A 16,712-nucleotide genomic window follows, 5' to 3' on the forward strand; every position below is an offset into this window, starting at 1 on the left:
CCATGGCTGACAGCAACGCCAGCGGGGTCGCCAGCAAGCGCGCCTACGTGGTGGCCATCGCCGTTATCCTGCTGATGTGGCAGGTCGCCGCCTGGTTCCTGCCCGATTTCCTGATGCCGGATGTGCCGGTTGCCCTGCAGCGGCTCTGGCAGGAATTGCAGAGCCCGGCCTTCTATGAGGGTCTGGGCAACAGCATGAGCCGGCTGGGTGCCGGTTACGGCGCGGCACTGGTGTCCGGGATCATTCTCGGCCTGGTGGGCGGCACCCTCAATGCGGTGCGCTCCACCCTGAAGGCCGGCATCATCATCCTGCAGTCGATACCGTCCATTGCCTGGGTGCCGCTGTTCCTCATCCTGATGGGTTTCGGCAACCTGCCCATCATCGTGGTGGTGGCCATCGGCGCCTTTTTCCCCACCGCGCTGAGTGTGATGAACGCCACCGAGAGCGTCGAGAAGGTCCATATCTCGGCGGCACGGGTCATGGGCGCTTCGAAGCTGCAGATGCTGCGCCGGGTCTATTTCCCGGCGGTCACCCCTGAGCTGATTACCGGTGCCCAGCTGGCCTTTGGCAATGCCTGGCGGGCACTGATCTCGGCCGAGATGATCGTGGGGTTCAGTGCCGGCCTCGGCAAATCCCTGGCCTATTCCGGAGAGATTGCCGACATGACCGGGGTGATGACCAACATCCTGGTGATTGCGGTGCTGGCAGCGGTGATTGACCAGGTCATCCTGGAGCGGATCAAACACCGTTTGCTGCGCTACCAGTACCTCTGATCCATACGGAAGCGAGCGGCCCGGTAAGGCCGCCCGCGCCCGGCTAGCCGCTGCCTGCGGCTCCGCCCCGCAAGCCACCGGCAATCGCCTCGTCCACCAGCCAGCGCCGCAGCAGCTGAATGCCCCGTTCCCGCCGCCGGCTGGTTTTCCAGGCAAAATAGAATCGATCCCCGGTCACCACCGCATGGCACGGCAGGCGGACAAAATCCGCCGAATCCGTCCGGGTACTGAGCATGTAATCGTTGGTCAGCGCAATGCCCTGATGAAAACGGGCCGCTTCCAGGGCCAGCAGCATGTGGCTGAAATGCTGGATGCGGGTGCCTTCCGGAATCTTCCGCTCCACCGTGCGGTACCAGGCCTCCCAGTCCCCGGCGGACTTGTCGAAAATACTGTGGGTAGACAGCAGCGGAAAACCGGCCACCTCATCCGGCGTCATCGCCGGGTCTGCCGCCGCCACGGTCTCCGTATCCCGGCCCAGCTCACGGCGGATTTTCTGCCAGTAGTCCTGGCTGCACACCGGAAACAGCCGCTCGACATACAGCAGTTCGTAACTGTAGGCCGGCGAATCCCGGTGAATGGTGATGAAACAATCCGCCACCCGGTCCGACAGCACCGGGTTCTCGCTGGACATTTCCAGGGCCAGGTCAATTCCGGGATGCAGCCGCTGCAGGCCGGGTAACCGCGGCACCAGCCAGCGTACCGCGAACGAACTGAACACCGACAACCGCAACCGGGACTCCTCGCGGCCCAGCAACTGCTCGCTGGCCCGTTCAATCTGCAACAGGGCGGAACCGACGGCCTCCAGATACTGACGGCCTTCGTCAGTGAGGCGCAGCGTCCGGCCACTGCGCCAGAACAGCTTTTCCCCCAGATAGGTTTCCAGCTGTTTGATCTGATGACTGACCGCACTCTGGCTGACGGCAAGCTCTTCCGCCGCCAGCGAAAAACTGTTGAGCCGGGCAACCGCTTCGAATACCGGCAAGGCCTTGAGGGGTGGCAGTTTCATTATCTATTTTTCTCATAGGTAGAGAACAAAGATCATTTTATCAAATATTAGCACCTGCCCAGACTACCACCTCACCGGCAACGAACAGGTTAGCCACGCACCTGCGCTTGCCGTCTGATCAGAAAACCGCCGCAACGGAGTCATGGAATGTCAGGGAAAACCGTCAACAGCGCCATCTTCCTGCTGGTCATCGGCAACGCCATGGCGCTGATCTCCGACGTCTTCATCAAACTGCTGGAACCGGGTGCACCGGTCTTCCAGTTCGTCTTCCTGCGCTGCCTGCTCACCCTGCTGTTCCTGCTGCCCCTGGCCAGCCAGCTTGACCTGCGCCGGCTGTTTAGCGGCGCTGCCGTGCATGCCGTCCGCGCCCACATCCACCTCGCAGGTATGGCCTGTATGGTGGTTGCCCTCAGCAATCTGCCGCTGGCCACCGCCAATGCCATCTTCTATGCCGCCCCCATTCTGGTCATGGTGCTGTCGGTCATCCTGTTCCGCGAGCAACTCACCGCGCTCAGCCTGTTTGCGGTCGGCAGCGGCTTTGCCGGCATCATCGTCATCCTGCGTCCGGTAGAGTTCAACTGGGCCGCCATTGCCGCCCTCGGCTCCGCCCTGGCGCTGGCCATCAATGCGGTCATGGTCCGCCAGTTACCCCGCCAGCAAAGCACCGTCCACAAACTGTTTCTCAACTATCTGCTGATCCTGCCGGTGGCGGCATTGCTCGCCATCTGGGAAGGTGCCAGCTGGCACACCGGCATTCTGCTCAGTGCCTTCGGTTCGTCAGCCTTCATTCTCGGTTACAACATCACGGTTCTGCTGGCCTATCGCCACGTCGATGCCAACCAGGTCACCAGCGCGGAATACACCGGGCTGATCTGGGCGGTACTGATTGGCTGGATCGGTTTCAATGAGGTTCCAGACCTTTGGTTCGCCGTGGGCAGCGCCATGATTGTGGTGCCGCTTATGATGGTGGGTTTGCGCTCGCGTCATCGGAGTCGCCGGGTGTTGCAGCCTCAGCCAATGAATGGTTGACGCCCTCTGGCCTGCTTCCATCTGGCAGGGCCTAATTGTGGGGTTAGGGTCACTCCTCAGAGTAGCACGCCACACGAAACTGAATGCGGCGTTCCAAAGGTTGATTGGCAGAGGTATGGAACTGGAGCTACGGTCGCAAAGCGAATATTCGCGTAACGCAATGGAATGGCCTCTGCTTGGGGTTATGGGAAGTCAGTAGTTGCGGGGTAAGTCCACCACCGTTTTAGAAATTCCATGGAAACGGGGTGGCCCCGTGTGCGTCCAATTTCATGAGCTTTTCGAATCGAGCGCTGGCATTCACCAATAGTCACTCGTCGATGTTTTAGTGAGAAATGACTCCTCAAGATAATCAAGAAACAATGAGATTCGTGTTGCGAGCCGCGCTTTCTGTAGGTAGACAGCGTAAATGTCGGCAGCAGGCGTTTCATACTCTGGAAGCACCAATTCCAGCTCACCGCTTCTCAAATGCTTAGCAAGGTCCCACTGGGCTCGCATCAACAAGCCATGTCCCTCAATTGCCCATTGAAGAGCGACATGCCCGTCATTTGTGCTTAACTTCACCGGCACTCGAATCGCTTGAGTTTGATCATCTTTCGTTAAACGCCAGAGGCTGGCCGTTTCATCATTTTGACGTAGCGCAATCGCCTGATGGTTACTCAGATCCTGAGGCACGACTGGACGCCCAACTCTATCGAGATATTTTGGACTTGCACTAATAAAACGTCTGTTCGGAGCTATCTTCCGAGCAATTAACCGTGAGTCTGGAACGTCGCCAAAGCGAATTGCTATATCAGTTGCGTCGTCAGGTGGTGATACATGCTTGTCGCTTAAAGTTAGCCGAACTGCCAAATTCGGATATGTGGTGACAAACTCAGATACAAGCGGGGCGATGTATTTTCTACCAAAACCAAGCGGTGCATGGATATTCAACTGGCCGGCCGGTGCTCCTGACTGGTTTCGTATGACATCCTGCATTTCCTCTATCTTGGAAAGGATGCTTTGGGCATATTCAAGATAAATCTCACCTTCTGGTGTCAATGAAATGCGCCTGGTTGTCCGATTAACCAGCTTCACTCCTATCTGATCTTCTATCTGAGCCAAGCGTTTGGTAGCCGCTGGAGGAGATAGATCCAGCTCCTGAGCCGCCCCGGATATGGAGCGTTTCTGTGCAAGGCTTACAAAAAACCGCATCGAATCGTCAGCCGTCATTATTAACCTTTAGGAACAAGTGTTTTTACTTTTTGTGAACCTTAAGCCAGTTTCCACATTCTATGATCACCTTACAACCCATCCGGTTACTCCATAAGGCGAAATCGGAACACTGTAAGAAGAGGATAGAAGCGTGGAGAAAGAAGCTGAAGTTCAGTCTTTAACCGACATTCTTGCGAAATTCACGGCCTACATCGGAAAACGTCTGCCAACCGACGTGAAAGATAAACAGGCCGAGTTGCGCGCCAAAGAAACCAATCCCATGGCAATTGAGATTTTCGACGTGATGGCCGAAAACCAAGATGCCGCAGACAAGCTTGATCGGCCAAGCTGCCAGGACACTGGTGTAATTCAGTATTTTATCCAGGCCGGATCGTCTTTCCCTTTGCTTGGTGAGCTCGAATCCATTCTGGAAGGAGCAACCATAGGTGCAACTGAAATTGGTCCTCTTCGCCACAACGCGGTCGAGGCATTTGTTGAGAAAAACACGGGTACAAATACAGGTTCGAAAATTCCATGGCTCGATTGGGAAATTCTTCCGGGAAAAGACCATGTGATTATTGATGTTTACATGGCCGGCGGTGGATGCACGCTACCCGGAGCATCGACGGTATTGATGCCAGGTCAAGGCTACGAAGGTGTGGCCGAGTTCGTTCTTGATGTAATGACCTCCCGAGGCTTGAACGCTTGCCCCCCTCTCCTAGTTGGCGTTGGTGTGTCGACATCCGCTGAGACGGCTGCTCGATTGTCCAAAAAGGCGATTCTCAAACCAGTTACCGCTCGCAATACAAACGAACAGGCAGCGCTCCTTGAGGAGCTTCTGGCAGAGGGCATCAATGATTTGGGCATTGGTCCGCAAGGTCTAACCGGCGACAACACCGTGATGGGAGTAAATATTGAGTGGTCTGCTCGTCACCCCTCAACAATTGGCGTTGCCGTTTCAACTGGTTGCTGGGCTCACCGCCGCGGCCAAATCAAGATCAACGCAGACCTTTCCTACGAAATCATCTCTCATCAGGACGTCAAGCTATGAAAAAGGTATTAAAAACCCCTATTTCCATCGAAGACCTAGAAGCGCTGAAGGTAGGTGACATTGTTTACCTCGATGGAACCCTTGTCACCTGCAGGGATGTGGCTCACCGGCGTCTAATTGAATATGGACAGGAACTCCCGGTTGATCTTGCCGGTGGCGCAATTTTTCACGCAGGCCCAATCGTTCGAGAAAAAGATGACGGTAGCTACGAAATGGTCTCAATTGGACCAACTACCAGTATGCGAATGGAGAAGTTTGAGCGCGAGTTCATAAAAAAGACTGGCGTCAGGCTGATTATCGGTAAAGGAGGAATGGGTCCGGAAACAGCCGCTGGATGCTTAGAAAACAAGGCTGTTCATGCGGTCTTTCCAGGCGGCTGTGCAGTTGTCGCCGCAACGAAGGTTGAAGCGATAGAAGGTGCTGAATGGAAGGACTTAGGTATGCCAGAGACACTCTGGATAAACCGAGTAAAAGGCTTTGGCCCTCTGATTATTTCGATTGATACCCACGGCAACAACCTATTCGAAACAAACAAAAAAACATACAACGAGCGAAAGTCCTCAGTACTAGAACGAATCAGCGAGCAGGTTAAGTTCATAAAATAAGCTACCTCGTTAATCGATCTAGATATCAAGGTTAATTCCTAACGAAGCAATATCTAAAAACAAATAAGTATTGGAGATTGTCATGAAAACAATTAAAACCTTTGTTCTTTCTGTGGCTCTAGTAGCCGCATCATCTTCCCTGTTTGCGGAAGACAAATCCGCGTGGCCGGAGAGCTTTACAGTAGGCACTGGGTCACAAGGTGGCGCATATTTTGGGTACGGCACCGCTTGGGCAAACATTGTATCTGAACAAACAGGCGTAACGGGTGGTGCTGAAGTAACCGGAGGCCCCATGCAAAACATGGCCTTAGTTCATACAGGCGATAACCATTTCGGCATGACAACCATGGGCCCTGCAAGAGAATCGCTTGAGGGGAATAATGCCATAGCACCAGGAATACAATTGGACAATGCCTGTGCAATGTTTCCCATGTACCAGACGCCGTTCTCTATCACTGCATTGACGTCATCTGGCATTACTTCCATCTCAGACATTCCCGATGGCGCCGTCATTGGGTTTGGTCCAGCAGGATCTACCTCTGATACCTATTTCCCACGTATGTTGGCAGCACTAGGCCTTAAATTTGAGCGCCGAAACGGAGGGTGGTCAGATCTTGGCGGGCAACTTCAGGACGGACTGCTTGACGTGGTTGCATTTGCAGCTGGTGTGCCAGTTCCAGCAGTCAGTCAGCTTGAGGTACAAACTGATATCAACATTATTGAGTTTACCGAAGAAGAACAAGCAAAAATTATCGACGCCCTTCCTGTGAGTGACTACGAAATCCCAGCTAGCGTATACAAGAGCCTTGAAACTCCAGCTCGCTCTGTCGCTATGTGGAACTTTGCAATAGCAAATTGCGATCTCCCAGAGTCGTTTGTATACGAAGCTGTAAAAGCAGTGATGGGTGACAATGAGCGCATGGTTCAAGCCCACAAAGGAGCTCGCACCACACTGGCAAAGCACTGGGATAAGAATACCTTCCTGCCATGGCACCCTGGAGCTGCGCGCTGGTTTAATGAAAATGGGGGCAGCATTTCTCCGAATTTAATTCATAACTAATTAGATTTTTGCGTGGCATCTTGGCTTTTTTGGGTGCCACGCGTTTTAAACATTAATGTGGCGCTAAATCAAGCAAAGGTCTAGTCATGAATAACGACAAGAATTTGGCTCAGAAGCCAGACCACCTTATCGCCCAAGGGGTGGATGATGAACCAGTAGAGTCGAATCTACGACTCTTTAAAGGGCGCTCCTATCAAATCGTAACGCTCATTGCGGTGGTGTATGCAGCATTTCATATGCTCGCCTTAAACGGAATAGGTATTAAGGCAATGACGGGCGGCTTGGTCGACATTCCATTTCTACCCGACTTCCCCATTGAAACCTGGAACTTCCGTATTGCACACGTCGCAGGCGCATTGATACTCGGCTTCTTAATGTTCTCGGCGACGGGATTCGCTGACGGTCAGAAGCCCAGTTCGAGAGCAATTCGTGTCGCGGCCTATCCATTGTTGATTTGCGGGCTATTTTCGCTCGGCATGGCTTTTTATTTTGCATGGGAGATCGCTTCTGGATCTAACTGGAATGGAATAAACAAAAACATCAGATTCAATGAAATATGGCTGTATGGCGCCCCATTATGGGGAGCAACAGGAGGCTCTATCATCCTCTCATGGTTTGATAAACAAAGCCGTGGTAGGTTCGCTCCACACGATTTTGTCCTCGTAGTATCTACGCTTGCCGTTGCAGTCTATTTAATTACGATTTATGGCACACAGATGAGAAATTCAACTGGAACTGCCTTTGCTCCAGTTGGTATCTCTATGGCGGCCGTTGCCGGAACAGCGTTGATAATGGAACTCACGCGACGCGTGGCAGGTATGGCCTTGGTTGTGATTGCCACCGTGTTCTTGATTTACGTGTTTATCGGTGAATTTCTACCCAGCTTTCTTAACTCACCCGCTATTACTTGGGAGCGCTTTTTCAGCCAGGTATACACTGACGCCGGCGTATTGGGCCCAACCACTGCTGTATCTTCAACCTACATCATTCTATTCATAATTTTTGCGGCATTTTTGCAAGCATCCAAAGTTGGCGATTATTTCGTGAACTTCGCCTTTGCGATAGCAGGTAAGGCCCGGGGGGGGCCAGCGAAGGTCGCCATTTTTGCATCGGGCCTCATGGGCATGATCAATGGCACGTCTGCCGGCAATGTTGTTGCGACCGGCTCATTAACGATTCCGTTGATGAAAAAGGTCGGGTACGAGAAGAACACAGCCGGTGCGATCGAAGCTGCTGCATCGACAGGTGGTCAAATTATGCCGCCAATTATGGGTGCCGGTGCATTCATTATGGCTGAAGTGACGGGAATTCCGTATTCGGATATTGCCATCGCAGCGATCATTCCGGCCATTCTCTACTTTGTCTCGATTTTCTTTATGGTTGACTTTGAAGCGGCCAAATTAGGCATGAAGGGAATGCGAAAAGAAGAGTTACCCCGCGTTTCCAACATGGTGCGTCAAGTGTACCTGTTTGTTCCAATCTTGATCTTGATTGTGGCACTTTTTATGGGATATTCGGTAATCCGTGCGGGCACCCTGGCTACAATATCGGCAGCTGTCGTTAGTTGGTTTACTCCTTACAAAATGAATTTGAGAAGAGTCTACGGTGCGTTTGAAATCGCGGGGCACATGTCGATTCAAATTATTGCAGTCTGTGCATGCGCAGGCATTATAGTTGGTGTGATTTCGCTCACAGGTGTCGGCGCTCGTTTCTCCAATCTGCTCCTGAGCTTGGCTGATACGTCACAATTGCTGGCGCTTTTCTTTGCCATGTGTATCGCGATTCTTTTGGGTATGGGGATGCCAACTACAGCAGCCTACGCCGTAGCCGCATCAGTTGTAGCCCCGGGGTTGGTCGATTTAGGCATTCCATTGCTGACAGCGCATTTTTTCGTTTTCTATTTCGCGGTCGTGTCAGCGATCACACCTCCTGTGGCTCTGGCATCCTTCGCGGCGGCCGGGATTTCGGGAGCTAACCCTCTAAAAACGTCCCTAGCATCATTCAAAATTGGCATCGCGGCCTTTGTTGTACCGTTCATGTTTTTCTACAACGCTACACTACTAATGGAAGGTGAATGGTTACATGTACTTCGTTCAGGATTCACCGCTGTATTCGGTATTTTCTTGCTCGCATGTGCTGTTCAGGGGTGGTTTGTAGGAAATTGCGCAAGTTTCATTGTTCGCCTGACTTTGGCAGCCGCAGCTTTCCTAATGATTTCAGGTGGATTGATTACAGACTTGGTGGGTCTTGGAGTTGCAGGTGCAGTATTCATACTTCAGAAGATAGTGAACCGAGAATCTATTGTGGCTAGCGCCTGATCAGCAGTCCCTCTAATAGTCTAGTTGAGCTGATCTGTGCCGGAATATCTGTTTTACAGATCTTCGGCACAGATCAGCCACATCCAACCACTCAAGAGGTTAGCAGGTTCGCTTTATCCTCAGAAGGTATTCCATGACAGCATTTTCCAACCTTCTTAATGAAACTCAGAGCTACGAAATCTTAGCTTCAGTCCATTACCCAATCGCTGCCCGGATGGCAGTTGACCTCGGCTTCAAATATGGAATGGTAGGGGGATCCGTGGCTTCTTTGAGCATGTTGGGAACACCTGACCTTATGTTGCTCACCTCCACAGAGCTCTGCGACCTGGTAAAACGCACGAGCCAGTCATCGAGCTTGAAAATCATAGTGGACGGAGATGCGGGCTATGGAAATGCCCTCAATACGATGCGCACTGTCGTGGAGCTGGAAATGGCGGGAGCCACTGCCGTCACAATCGAGGATACGAATTTACCCATTGCGTACAGACAAACAAAGACCAAACTAATTTCGCAGCAGGAGCAAATTGATAAACTGTCCGCTGCGCTCGATGCCAGACGTTCTGATAGTTTCGGCATAATCGCGAGAACGCAGATCGTTTCTGGTGAAGACATTGGGGCGGTGGCAGAAAGAGTCTTTCAGTATTCTGAGGTTGGTGTCGATGGTATATGTCTCGCTGGCGTGAATGATCCCGAGCAGTTGGAGTTGATATCAACAGCCAGCAGTAAGCCAAAGATGCTAATTAACTACGGTAGAAAAAATACACTCACGGAAGAGATGTACTCAAGGTTCAATATCAAGCTCCTCTTGAATGGTCATTCACCTTTTGAGTCATCAATTGTTGCCACCTATCACGCGTTGTCGGAATTGTCTGGCCGTACGCCTTCAGATAATGAACTTCATTATAAATCATTAATTGGACGGTACACAGAAGAAAGATGGTTTGATAGTTCACTGAAACGGTACTTGCGGATATTCGGATAGAATTAAGTAAAAGATTTTGAATCCCTATCTTTTCTAGTTCATGAACGTTCTTCCAAATCTCAAATATGAACTAAGTCATGGAATTGAACAATTGAAATATAATTGTTATTTAGCGATGGTAATTTTGCTGAACTTTAAACTGCGCATGAGGAAATAGGCCAGGAGTTTATAGTGGACCGATGTAAGTCCAGTTCGCTTCAATTTAGGATTGGAGGAGCCTGATCGAAACCCGAGGGTAATCATCGACTGGAGCTGGCAGCGTCTGCAGCACCCAGGGACGAAGGAGAAAAGTTACGCACTTAGATCTCAATGCTCTCAGCGATCTCCAGAGCATCCTCCACCTCGACACCAAGGTATCTCACGGTACTGGACATATTTGTGTGTCCCAGTAGCAACTGTACAGCTCGAAGGTTTTTTGTCTTCTTGTAGATCAATGTCGCTTTGCTCCGTCTCATTGAGTGGGTGGCATAGACAGAAGGATCCAGTCCAATGCTGGTTATCCACTTCTTGACGATACGGGCGTATTGATGAGTAGTGATGTGGTCAAACTTTCTGATTCGGCTCGGCCACAGATAATCCATACCCGAAAGGTGGCGAGACTCAATCCATGCTTCGACCGATTCACGCGTTTTTTTGGTTATCTCAAACTGAACAGGCTGACTGGTTTTCTGCTGAATGACTTGCGCCCGATCCAAAACCTCTCCGTTTCTGGAAATATCTCGAACCAGGAGCTTCACCATATCGCAAGACCGGAGTTTGCAATCAATCGCCATGTTGAACATCGCCAGCTCGCGGATGTTATTTGCAATCTCCAACCGAATGCGGATAGCCCATATTTGTTCGAGTTTGAGCGGTAGTTTCTGGCCTACGAGCTTTCCCTTATTCCAGGGAGTTTTGCTGATGGGAAATGTCATGATGCAGCCCTCTTTGGAGGGGAAGGGCCTATAAGTATGGTCCAGAAGAGTGTTTTCTGCTGCTGCGACTGTCGTGAGGCTAACCGTGGTCTTGAATAGCGAGCCCGGAGAAGCCCGCCCCGAAGGACGGACTCCGGCGATCGCGACTTACGTGCAGACAGACTAGAACGGTGATGAGCGAAGCTCAGGCAGCCTCATGATCAGGCTTGCGAGGCGTAATCAGTTTATTGATTTGATCGGATTTCTCCGCACGGGCTCGGCGCAGATCGTAATCGGTCTGCAGATTGAGCCAAAACTGCTCAGTAGTCCCAAAGTAACGAGCCAAACGCATGGCCGTATCCGCGGTCACACCACGACGCTCGCGAACAATTTCGTTCAGGCGCTGTGCAGGAACATAAAGTTCTTTTGAAAGCGCATTCACACTCATGCCAAGAGGCTTAAGGTAATCCTCAAGTAAAATCTCTCCTGGATGGATAGGGCGCATACCTACAGTAACCATTGCGCGACCTCCTCAGTGATAATCAACAATCTCGACATCTTCCGCCCCTTCGTCTGTCCAGCGGAAACACACTCGCCACTGGTCATTGATCCGGATACTGTATTGCCCCTCTCTGTCTCCAGAAAGCTGCTCTAGTCTGTTCCCGGGCGGCGACTTCAGATCCTTGAGAGCTTCAGCACTTAGAAGCTGTTGCAGTTTCCGCTCTGCCGGTCTTTGAATCGCACTGAAACGTCGAGTCCGACCGGTTTCAACCAGCTTCTGAGTGTGCTTGCACTTAAAGCTCTTGATCATAGCTGCTCACTTTATCACGTTACACGTTAAACGTGAAATTCGTTTTCACTTTTCATGAGTACTGAATCGGTGATTCGCTCACCGAAAGCACTACAGCGTACCAAGAATATGCATCAGTTGATCGCGGTAAGGATGCAGCTAGACTTTCGCCGTCCGGTCGCAAAGCGAACATTAACACTGCGAGATTAACCCAGCTGTTCTCGTTCTTTTTCAAATCTAGAAAAATCTCTCTAAATTTTCGGTAAAGGATTCGTGACTCTTCATGCCTACCTACGACTGCACCTTTTTGGATCTCAAGGTTTATCTATATCGGCTGGTGGGATGATCGAGTTGAATTGCTCATGAGCGTTATTAAACATTCGACTTAGAATACTTAAAAATCGATGGACATCCTCCCGAGTTTCACGCAATTCTTGACCAATTCGAACATTGGTGTCACCAGAATCGTTGATATATTTTTGATCCACAATACTTCCTTTGTGTTCGTGAAGATGTCTGCGATGGAACATCTTTTCAGCATAGGTGATATCAGTTGCGCTCATGTCACGGCATAGCGTGATGTCTAGACAATCCTGGAAGGATTCCCTTACAAACTTCAGATCATGAAAGGCCTGCTTGCCTAGTTGATTGCGACGTCGAGGAGTCATTGGAACGAGGTGTAAGATCTGTTCAACAAACTGTCGAATAAACGAATCGAATAACGCTACGCCGCTTCTCAAAGCTGTGGATAGACTTCCTCCATTGTTAATGCTGTTCCTGATTTCTTCGATCTCTTCACTAGCGATCTGCGAATCATTTCTGACTCCACACGTCGAGCAGTATGCGTATCGACCGAGAACATCATTAAAATGGCCACACCGATAGCAATGAAATTTCTTTTGCTGAGATTCTTCTGAAAGGTAGAAATCAGGCTTTTCAGGGCTGGCTACCGCGTCAGCGACTGAGTCAAGATCGATTTCAACTTCTTTCTGTTCATTAGGTGCCAAACCACTAAGAGCTGACTCCGTAGCATCGTTCAAAGTCTTAACGTAATGGCCAACGTAGGTTTTCTGTGCGTCGGAAAGGCATGAGCTAATTTGCAGCGCGACACCGCAGTAGGGGCAAAAGTTAGGGTAAGGGTTACTCCTCCAGTATCTGTCGCAGTTTGAGCATTTGTGCCCAAAATGACCTTCGCTGTCTGACCCTATTATTACGGGGACGCATCCCTGGAAGGGTGGTGGACTCCATGGTTGCCCCAAACCAGCAAAAAAGAGTGGGCATACGGCCAAACCATTGTCTAGGGCATATACACCAGCAAGTGCGGCGGGGTTAGGGCGTTGGCTAGCCCACTTTATGCTTGAGAGAAGTTGCCCGTTCCCATCCTTCCTGAAAATGAAGGTTATTTTTCCCCCGCAATGGCCTACTTCTTTAAAATCTATGTTTTGCCCTGCGTTCATTTGATCAAACCGATTTATAGAAAATGGAGGGTTTTAGCGCTGCATAGCAACACGCAAGTTTGGTGTTAGCGGCGCTTGCAAGGGTTCTTCGCTTACGATGCTACCTCAATCCGGTTACTCGATTCGTCCAGTCTAGGGTCGCGTTTTGATCTTTCAGCTCGATATCCCATCGTCTTCTTGAAATTCCATGCGCTCCTTTGGTAACCCTTGGTAGTTTCAATCATTGCGTTTGCTGCTTTTATCTACTCTTTGTGAAGGCTTCGTGGGTCAAAAAGCGAATACTTAAACACCGTGCGTAACGGGCCGGTGTGTGGGGCGCAGAAGATCAAACGGGGCACGTTGACGCTTATTTTATGCCATCCCCTCACTAGGCAGGTCAAATCTTGATCAACTGGATGTCATCGTATGTTTCAATTTCGTCCTTCCATTCGCTGAATCCTGGAAGAGGAATTAAGCTCCGCCAATGAGAAGCTGAGCCTTCTGCAACATTCTTATAGTTGGTTACAGTCGCCATGGATGAGCCAGGTCGCTTCTCTCCATCCAAATATCTGATGATCAACTGTTTGTCATACTCGTGCCCCTTCAGAGTAGCAATTAAAGAAAGTAAACCGGAAACAGCGATGAGCGCTGACTTTGCCGCGTCGCGCGAAGGTGTTTTCCCGGTATGTTGAAATTCGTTTCGCTCGGATCTCGCAGAATTTAGATGGCGATACAAATCGTCATCGAGGACTCCAAGGCTAAACAATAACTCAACCCGATGCGCCAGATTCCACTGTTGGGACTCCAAGAATTTCCTTCGTTTTGGAATGGAACCGCCTTTGGCATTCTCCACTATCTTTTCCTGCCAAAGATGCTCGACCGTTTGTTCGATTGAAATCCACGCGTGGGTTAATGACTCTCGCAACTGCCCAGTTAGGTAGTAGGTAAATGCGGTGGTAAACAGAGTAGGTGACAACGTTGGAACCAAAGCCAATACTTCATTGCCTACCCTATAGGAAGACTCAAAATCATCCGCCAATATTTGAGGTGGATTATAAAGTTTAATGGTGAAGAAGCTTCCAGCTCCCTGCTCACCGATAGCACGGTGCAGTTCAGCATTGTCCCCCAAGGGATGCTCATGACGGTAATAGCCACAATTTGCTAGATGCCCAAATGACAAATCAGAAGGTGAAACTGCCTCAATGTATAGGCCTCCGATAAAACAAGCAGCAATCACACGATTGAATTCATCAAGAGCCTTATCAGGATCGGCATAATCCTTTATGAGAGGAAGTATAAGGCTGCCGTCATACCCTAGTCCCAGCGTAAACGGTTCTGTCAGATTAACGTCGATGAAACGAGTTGCTCGATGCAGCTTGACGTAGTTGTAAGTCGAGCGATTGACCTGTTCCGTCGTGCATTCCCATGTGTCGCTTTCATCTCGAAGAATCAACCTGAAGGGCTTCGGATTGGCAATGATCACCGCTTGCCTCTCACCCATCCCGGACCTCCTCAATTTCGTTGTCAACGATTAGAATACCGCTGGCGTAACGAGCCTATTTGTGGACGTCAGCGGAACAAAAGGGTCCCGTTGACGTATTTATTACGCATTTTGGCAGCTTCGCTCGATACCCTCTGAAAGCTTCCGTAAAGCTGCCATCAGAAACTCGATATCATGTTCTCGTATTACTATCCTCTGGCCGGTTTTGTAAGTGGAATCCCCTGACTTTTCGATATATCGCTCATCGACAATCCCTTCATTGTGCGCGAGCAAGTGTCTCTTCTGATACAAAATCGATAGCTTTGCGAGTTCTTCATCGGTGAGCCAATATTGAAAGCTTTTCTGTATGGCTCGCTCCCATAGAGAGCTGGCCTGATCTAGCCGCTGGAAGGCATTGAAAGGAGCATCGCCGAATTGAGAATACAGCCCCTCACAGTATTTTTGAAACGCGACAACGCCATCAGATATGCAGGTTTCAAGCATTGATCTGCACGTAAGCTCCGCTTCATCAGCTCCAACTGAGTCAGATAGCGTTGTTCTTACCAAATCAACGTTATCTTTTTTCGCTTTGATTTTGCGAAGCGAATCTGAAAATGTTCTTGTTACGGAATTGTGACCGCATCCAGGGCAGAAATAGGCACTACCAACAACCGCGAACCTCGAACTACATTCTTCGCATTGAATTTCGAGCTGCATTAGCTCTGCTGCTTTTGCCGGTATGGTATGCGTACGGTATGAACCGCCACTCACTTTCATCGACATCGAGACAAAGCTATTTTTTGGTTGTTGCCGATTGAACTTACGCGCCCCAGAACGCAAAGCATTGTTTATTTTCCCTTGGACTACCGCCAACGCCTCTGTTTGAGCGTGCTCAACTTGGGCCTTAGTGAACCACTGATCTGCTGGAGCTTCGTGTCTACACATCGGGCACCAAACAGCTTCATCCTTAAAAATATCCCCCCAATCCTGTTCATTCACTTTAAAGATGAATTCACATTCCTCCGAGGGACACTGCTTATCAATGTAACCCTTCTCGTCTGCTTGAATTTCGGTGGAGACTCCTTGGCCATTCAAACGTTCCATCTCTTTAATTAGATCTTCGAACATAGTGCCACCTCGAAAATGATGCGTAACAGCTATTAAGCAGCGCCTTTATCATTGCAGAAATTTGACTACGCCATTGTCACTGACTTTGAACCATCAATAACGCTGCACATCAACCCATAAAACAATAGCTTAGCCGAGCACGGACACGTCTGCCATGTAATCATTCAGCCTCTGCAAGTTGCTCGGACAGTCATAATGGATAAAAGGGCTGTGATTAGCTTGGAGTCCCTGGAGAAAAGCCCTGACTCGAATGTTCGCTTTTGTTTAGCGACTGGAGGAACCTGATCGAAACCCGAGGGTGATCATCGACCGGGGCTGGCAGCATCTGCGGCATCCACAGGGACCAAGGACACAAGTTACGCAACTAGATTTCAATACTCTCAGCTATCTCCAGAGCATCCTCGACCTCGACACCAAGGTACCGCACGGTGCTCGACATATTTGTGTGTCCCAACAGCAACTGGACGGNATCAAGTCCAATGCTGGTAATCCACTTTTTGACAAGGCGGGCGTATTGATGAGTCGTGATATGGTCAGACTTTCGCATCCAGCTCGGCCACAAATAATCCATACCTGAGAGTCCGCGCAACTCGATCCATGCTTCGACCGATTCGCGCGTCTTTTTGGTTATCTCAAACTGAACAGGCTGACTGGTCTTCTGCTGGATGACTTGCGCCCGATCCAGAACCTCACCGTTTCTCGAAATATCGCGAACCAATAGCTTTACCAGATCGCAGGATCGGAGTTTGCAGTCAATTGCCATGTTGAACATCGCCAGTTCGCGGATGTTCTTTGCTATCTCTAACCGAATACGGATAACCCATATTTGTTCGAGTTTGAGCGGTATCTGCTGACCAACCGGTCGCAAAGCGGCGGAAAATCGATAGCTGTGAAGCCGTTGGTTATGCCTTGTGTCTGATTTCAGATACCGCAGTCCACGGACGAATAGTCTTTAACTGATCCTCCAGGG

Annotated in this window: 15 protein-coding genes and 2 pseudogenes; 7 read left to right on the plus strand and 10 right to left on the minus strand. The window is 50.2% G+C overall.

What is annotated here, in order from left to right; all coding sequences use genetic code 11:
• Positions 1 to 2: 2 nt before the first annotated feature.
• Positions 3 to 773: an ABC transporter permease gene (locus CLH61_RS16885; RefSeq protein ID WP_099615937.1), complete on the plus strand. Its 771-nt coding sequence runs from the start codon at positions 3 to 5 to the stop codon at positions 771 to 773.
• Between the two features lie 43 nt (positions 774 to 816).
• Here the strand turns inward: CLH61_RS16885 and CLH61_RS16890 are convergent, their stop codons facing one another.
• Complete coding sequence (locus CLH61_RS16890) at positions 817 to 1,779, minus strand: LysR family transcriptional regulator (protein ID WP_099615938.1); 963 nt, start codon at positions 1,777 to 1,779, stop codon at positions 817 to 819.
• 147 nt (positions 1,780 to 1,926) lie between these two features.
• On the opposite strand from CLH61_RS16890, the gene CLH61_RS16895 reads away from it, so the two are divergent.
• Positions 1,927 to 2,808 carry a DMT family transporter gene (locus CLH61_RS16895; RefSeq protein ID WP_099615939.1) on the plus strand — a complete coding sequence of 294 codons (882 nt, stop codon included), beginning with the start codon at positions 1,927 to 1,929 and terminating at the stop codon, positions 2,806 to 2,808.
• A 297-nt stretch (positions 2,809 to 3,105) separates the two neighbouring features.
• On the opposite strand, the gene CLH61_RS16900 is transcribed toward CLH61_RS16895, so the two are convergent.
• Positions 3,106 to 4,017, minus strand: coding sequence for a LysR family transcriptional regulator (locus CLH61_RS16900; RefSeq protein ID WP_008172798.1), 912 nt, complete (start codon positions 4,015 to 4,017; stop codon positions 3,106 to 3,108).
• Between the two features lie 133 nt (positions 4,018 to 4,150).
• Here CLH61_RS16900 and ttdA point away from each other — a divergent pair, with 133 nt between their 5' ends.
• From ttdA to CLH61_RS16925, 5 genes are all read left to right on the plus strand, one after another.
• Positions 4,151 to 5,050: a L(+)-tartrate dehydratase subunit alpha gene (gene ttdA / locus CLH61_RS16905; RefSeq protein ID WP_036211507.1), complete on the plus strand. Its 900-nt coding sequence runs from the start codon at positions 4,151 to 4,153 to the stop codon at positions 5,048 to 5,050.
• Positions 5,047 to 5,655, plus strand: a complete 609-nt coding sequence (gene ttdB, locus CLH61_RS16910; protein WP_008172310.1) for a L(+)-tartrate dehydratase subunit beta — start codon at positions 5,047 to 5,049, stop codon at positions 5,653 to 5,655. The genes ttdA and ttdB overlap by 4 nt, the downstream gene beginning before the upstream one ends.
• 82 nt (positions 5,656 to 5,737) lie before the next feature.
• Positions 5,738 to 6,715: a TAXI family TRAP transporter solute-binding subunit gene (locus CLH61_RS16915; RefSeq protein WP_099615940.1), complete on the plus strand. Its 978-nt coding sequence runs from the start codon at positions 5,738 to 5,740 to the stop codon at positions 6,713 to 6,715.
• Positions 6,716 to 6,801: 86 nt separating this feature from the next.
• Complete coding sequence (locus CLH61_RS16920) at positions 6,802 to 9,033, plus strand: TRAP transporter permease (protein ID WP_036211514.1); 2,232 nt, start codon at positions 6,802 to 6,804, stop codon at positions 9,031 to 9,033.
• 133 nt (positions 9,034 to 9,166) lie between these two features.
• Positions 9,167 to 10,015 (plus strand): isocitrate lyase/PEP mutase family protein, encoded by an 849-nt coding sequence (locus CLH61_RS16925; protein ID WP_099615941.1) that lies wholly within the window; start codon positions 9,167 to 9,169, stop codon positions 10,013 to 10,015.
• A gap of 299 nt (positions 10,016 to 10,314) precedes the next feature.
• Here the strand turns inward: CLH61_RS16925 and CLH61_RS16930 are convergent, their stop codons facing one another.
• From CLH61_RS16930 to CLH61_RS18595, 8 genes and pseudogenes are all read right to left on the minus strand, one after another.
• Positions 10,315 to 10,929, minus strand: a complete 615-nt coding sequence (locus CLH61_RS16930) for a tyrosine-type recombinase/integrase (protein WP_036211517.1) — start codon at positions 10,927 to 10,929, stop codon at positions 10,315 to 10,317.
• Positions 10,930 to 11,113: 184 nt separating this feature from the next.
• A complete protein-coding gene (locus CLH61_RS16935) occupies positions 11,114 to 11,428 on the minus strand; it encodes a HigA family addiction module antitoxin (protein ID WP_036211519.1) in 315 nt (104 codons plus the stop codon).
• A 12-nt stretch (positions 11,429 to 11,440) separates the two neighbouring features.
• Positions 11,441 to 11,719, minus strand: a complete 279-nt coding sequence (locus tag CLH61_RS16940; RefSeq protein WP_099615942.1) for a type II toxin-antitoxin system RelE/ParE family toxin — start codon at positions 11,717 to 11,719, stop codon at positions 11,441 to 11,443.
• 293 nt (positions 11,720 to 12,012) lie between these two features.
• Positions 12,013 to 12,738 carry a type II secretion system F family protein gene (locus tag CLH61_RS18375; protein WP_143752171.1) on the minus strand — a complete coding sequence of 242 codons (726 nt, stop codon included), beginning with the start codon at positions 12,736 to 12,738 and terminating at the stop codon, positions 12,013 to 12,015.
• Between the two features lie 793 nt (positions 12,739 to 13,531).
• Positions 13,532 to 14,635: a hypothetical protein gene (locus CLH61_RS16945; RefSeq protein WP_099615943.1), complete on the minus strand. Its 1,104-nt coding sequence runs from the start codon at positions 14,633 to 14,635 to the stop codon at positions 13,532 to 13,534.
• Positions 14,636 to 14,737: 102 nt separating this feature from the next.
• The gene (locus tag CLH61_RS16950; RefSeq protein ID WP_099615944.1) at positions 14,738 to 15,742 is read right to left on the minus strand and encodes a hypothetical protein; all 1,005 of its coding nucleotides are present in this window, start codon (positions 15,740 to 15,742) and stop codon (positions 14,738 to 14,740) included.
• Between the two features lie 364 nt (positions 15,743 to 16,106).
• Positions 16,107 to 16,210: pseudogene (locus CLH61_RS18590) on the minus strand (integrase); the annotation flags it as partial.
• A 1-nt stretch (position 16,211) separates the two neighbouring features.
• A pseudogene (locus tag CLH61_RS18595) lies at positions 16,212 to 16,610 on the minus strand (integrase); the annotation flags it as partial.
• Between the last annotated feature and the right edge of the window lie 102 nt (positions 16,611 to 16,712).

Origin of the sequence: Marinobacter profundi (assembly GCF_002744715.1) — a bacterium.
GTDB lineage: Bacteria > Pseudomonadota > Gammaproteobacteria > Pseudomonadales > Oleiphilaceae > Marinobacter > Marinobacter profundi.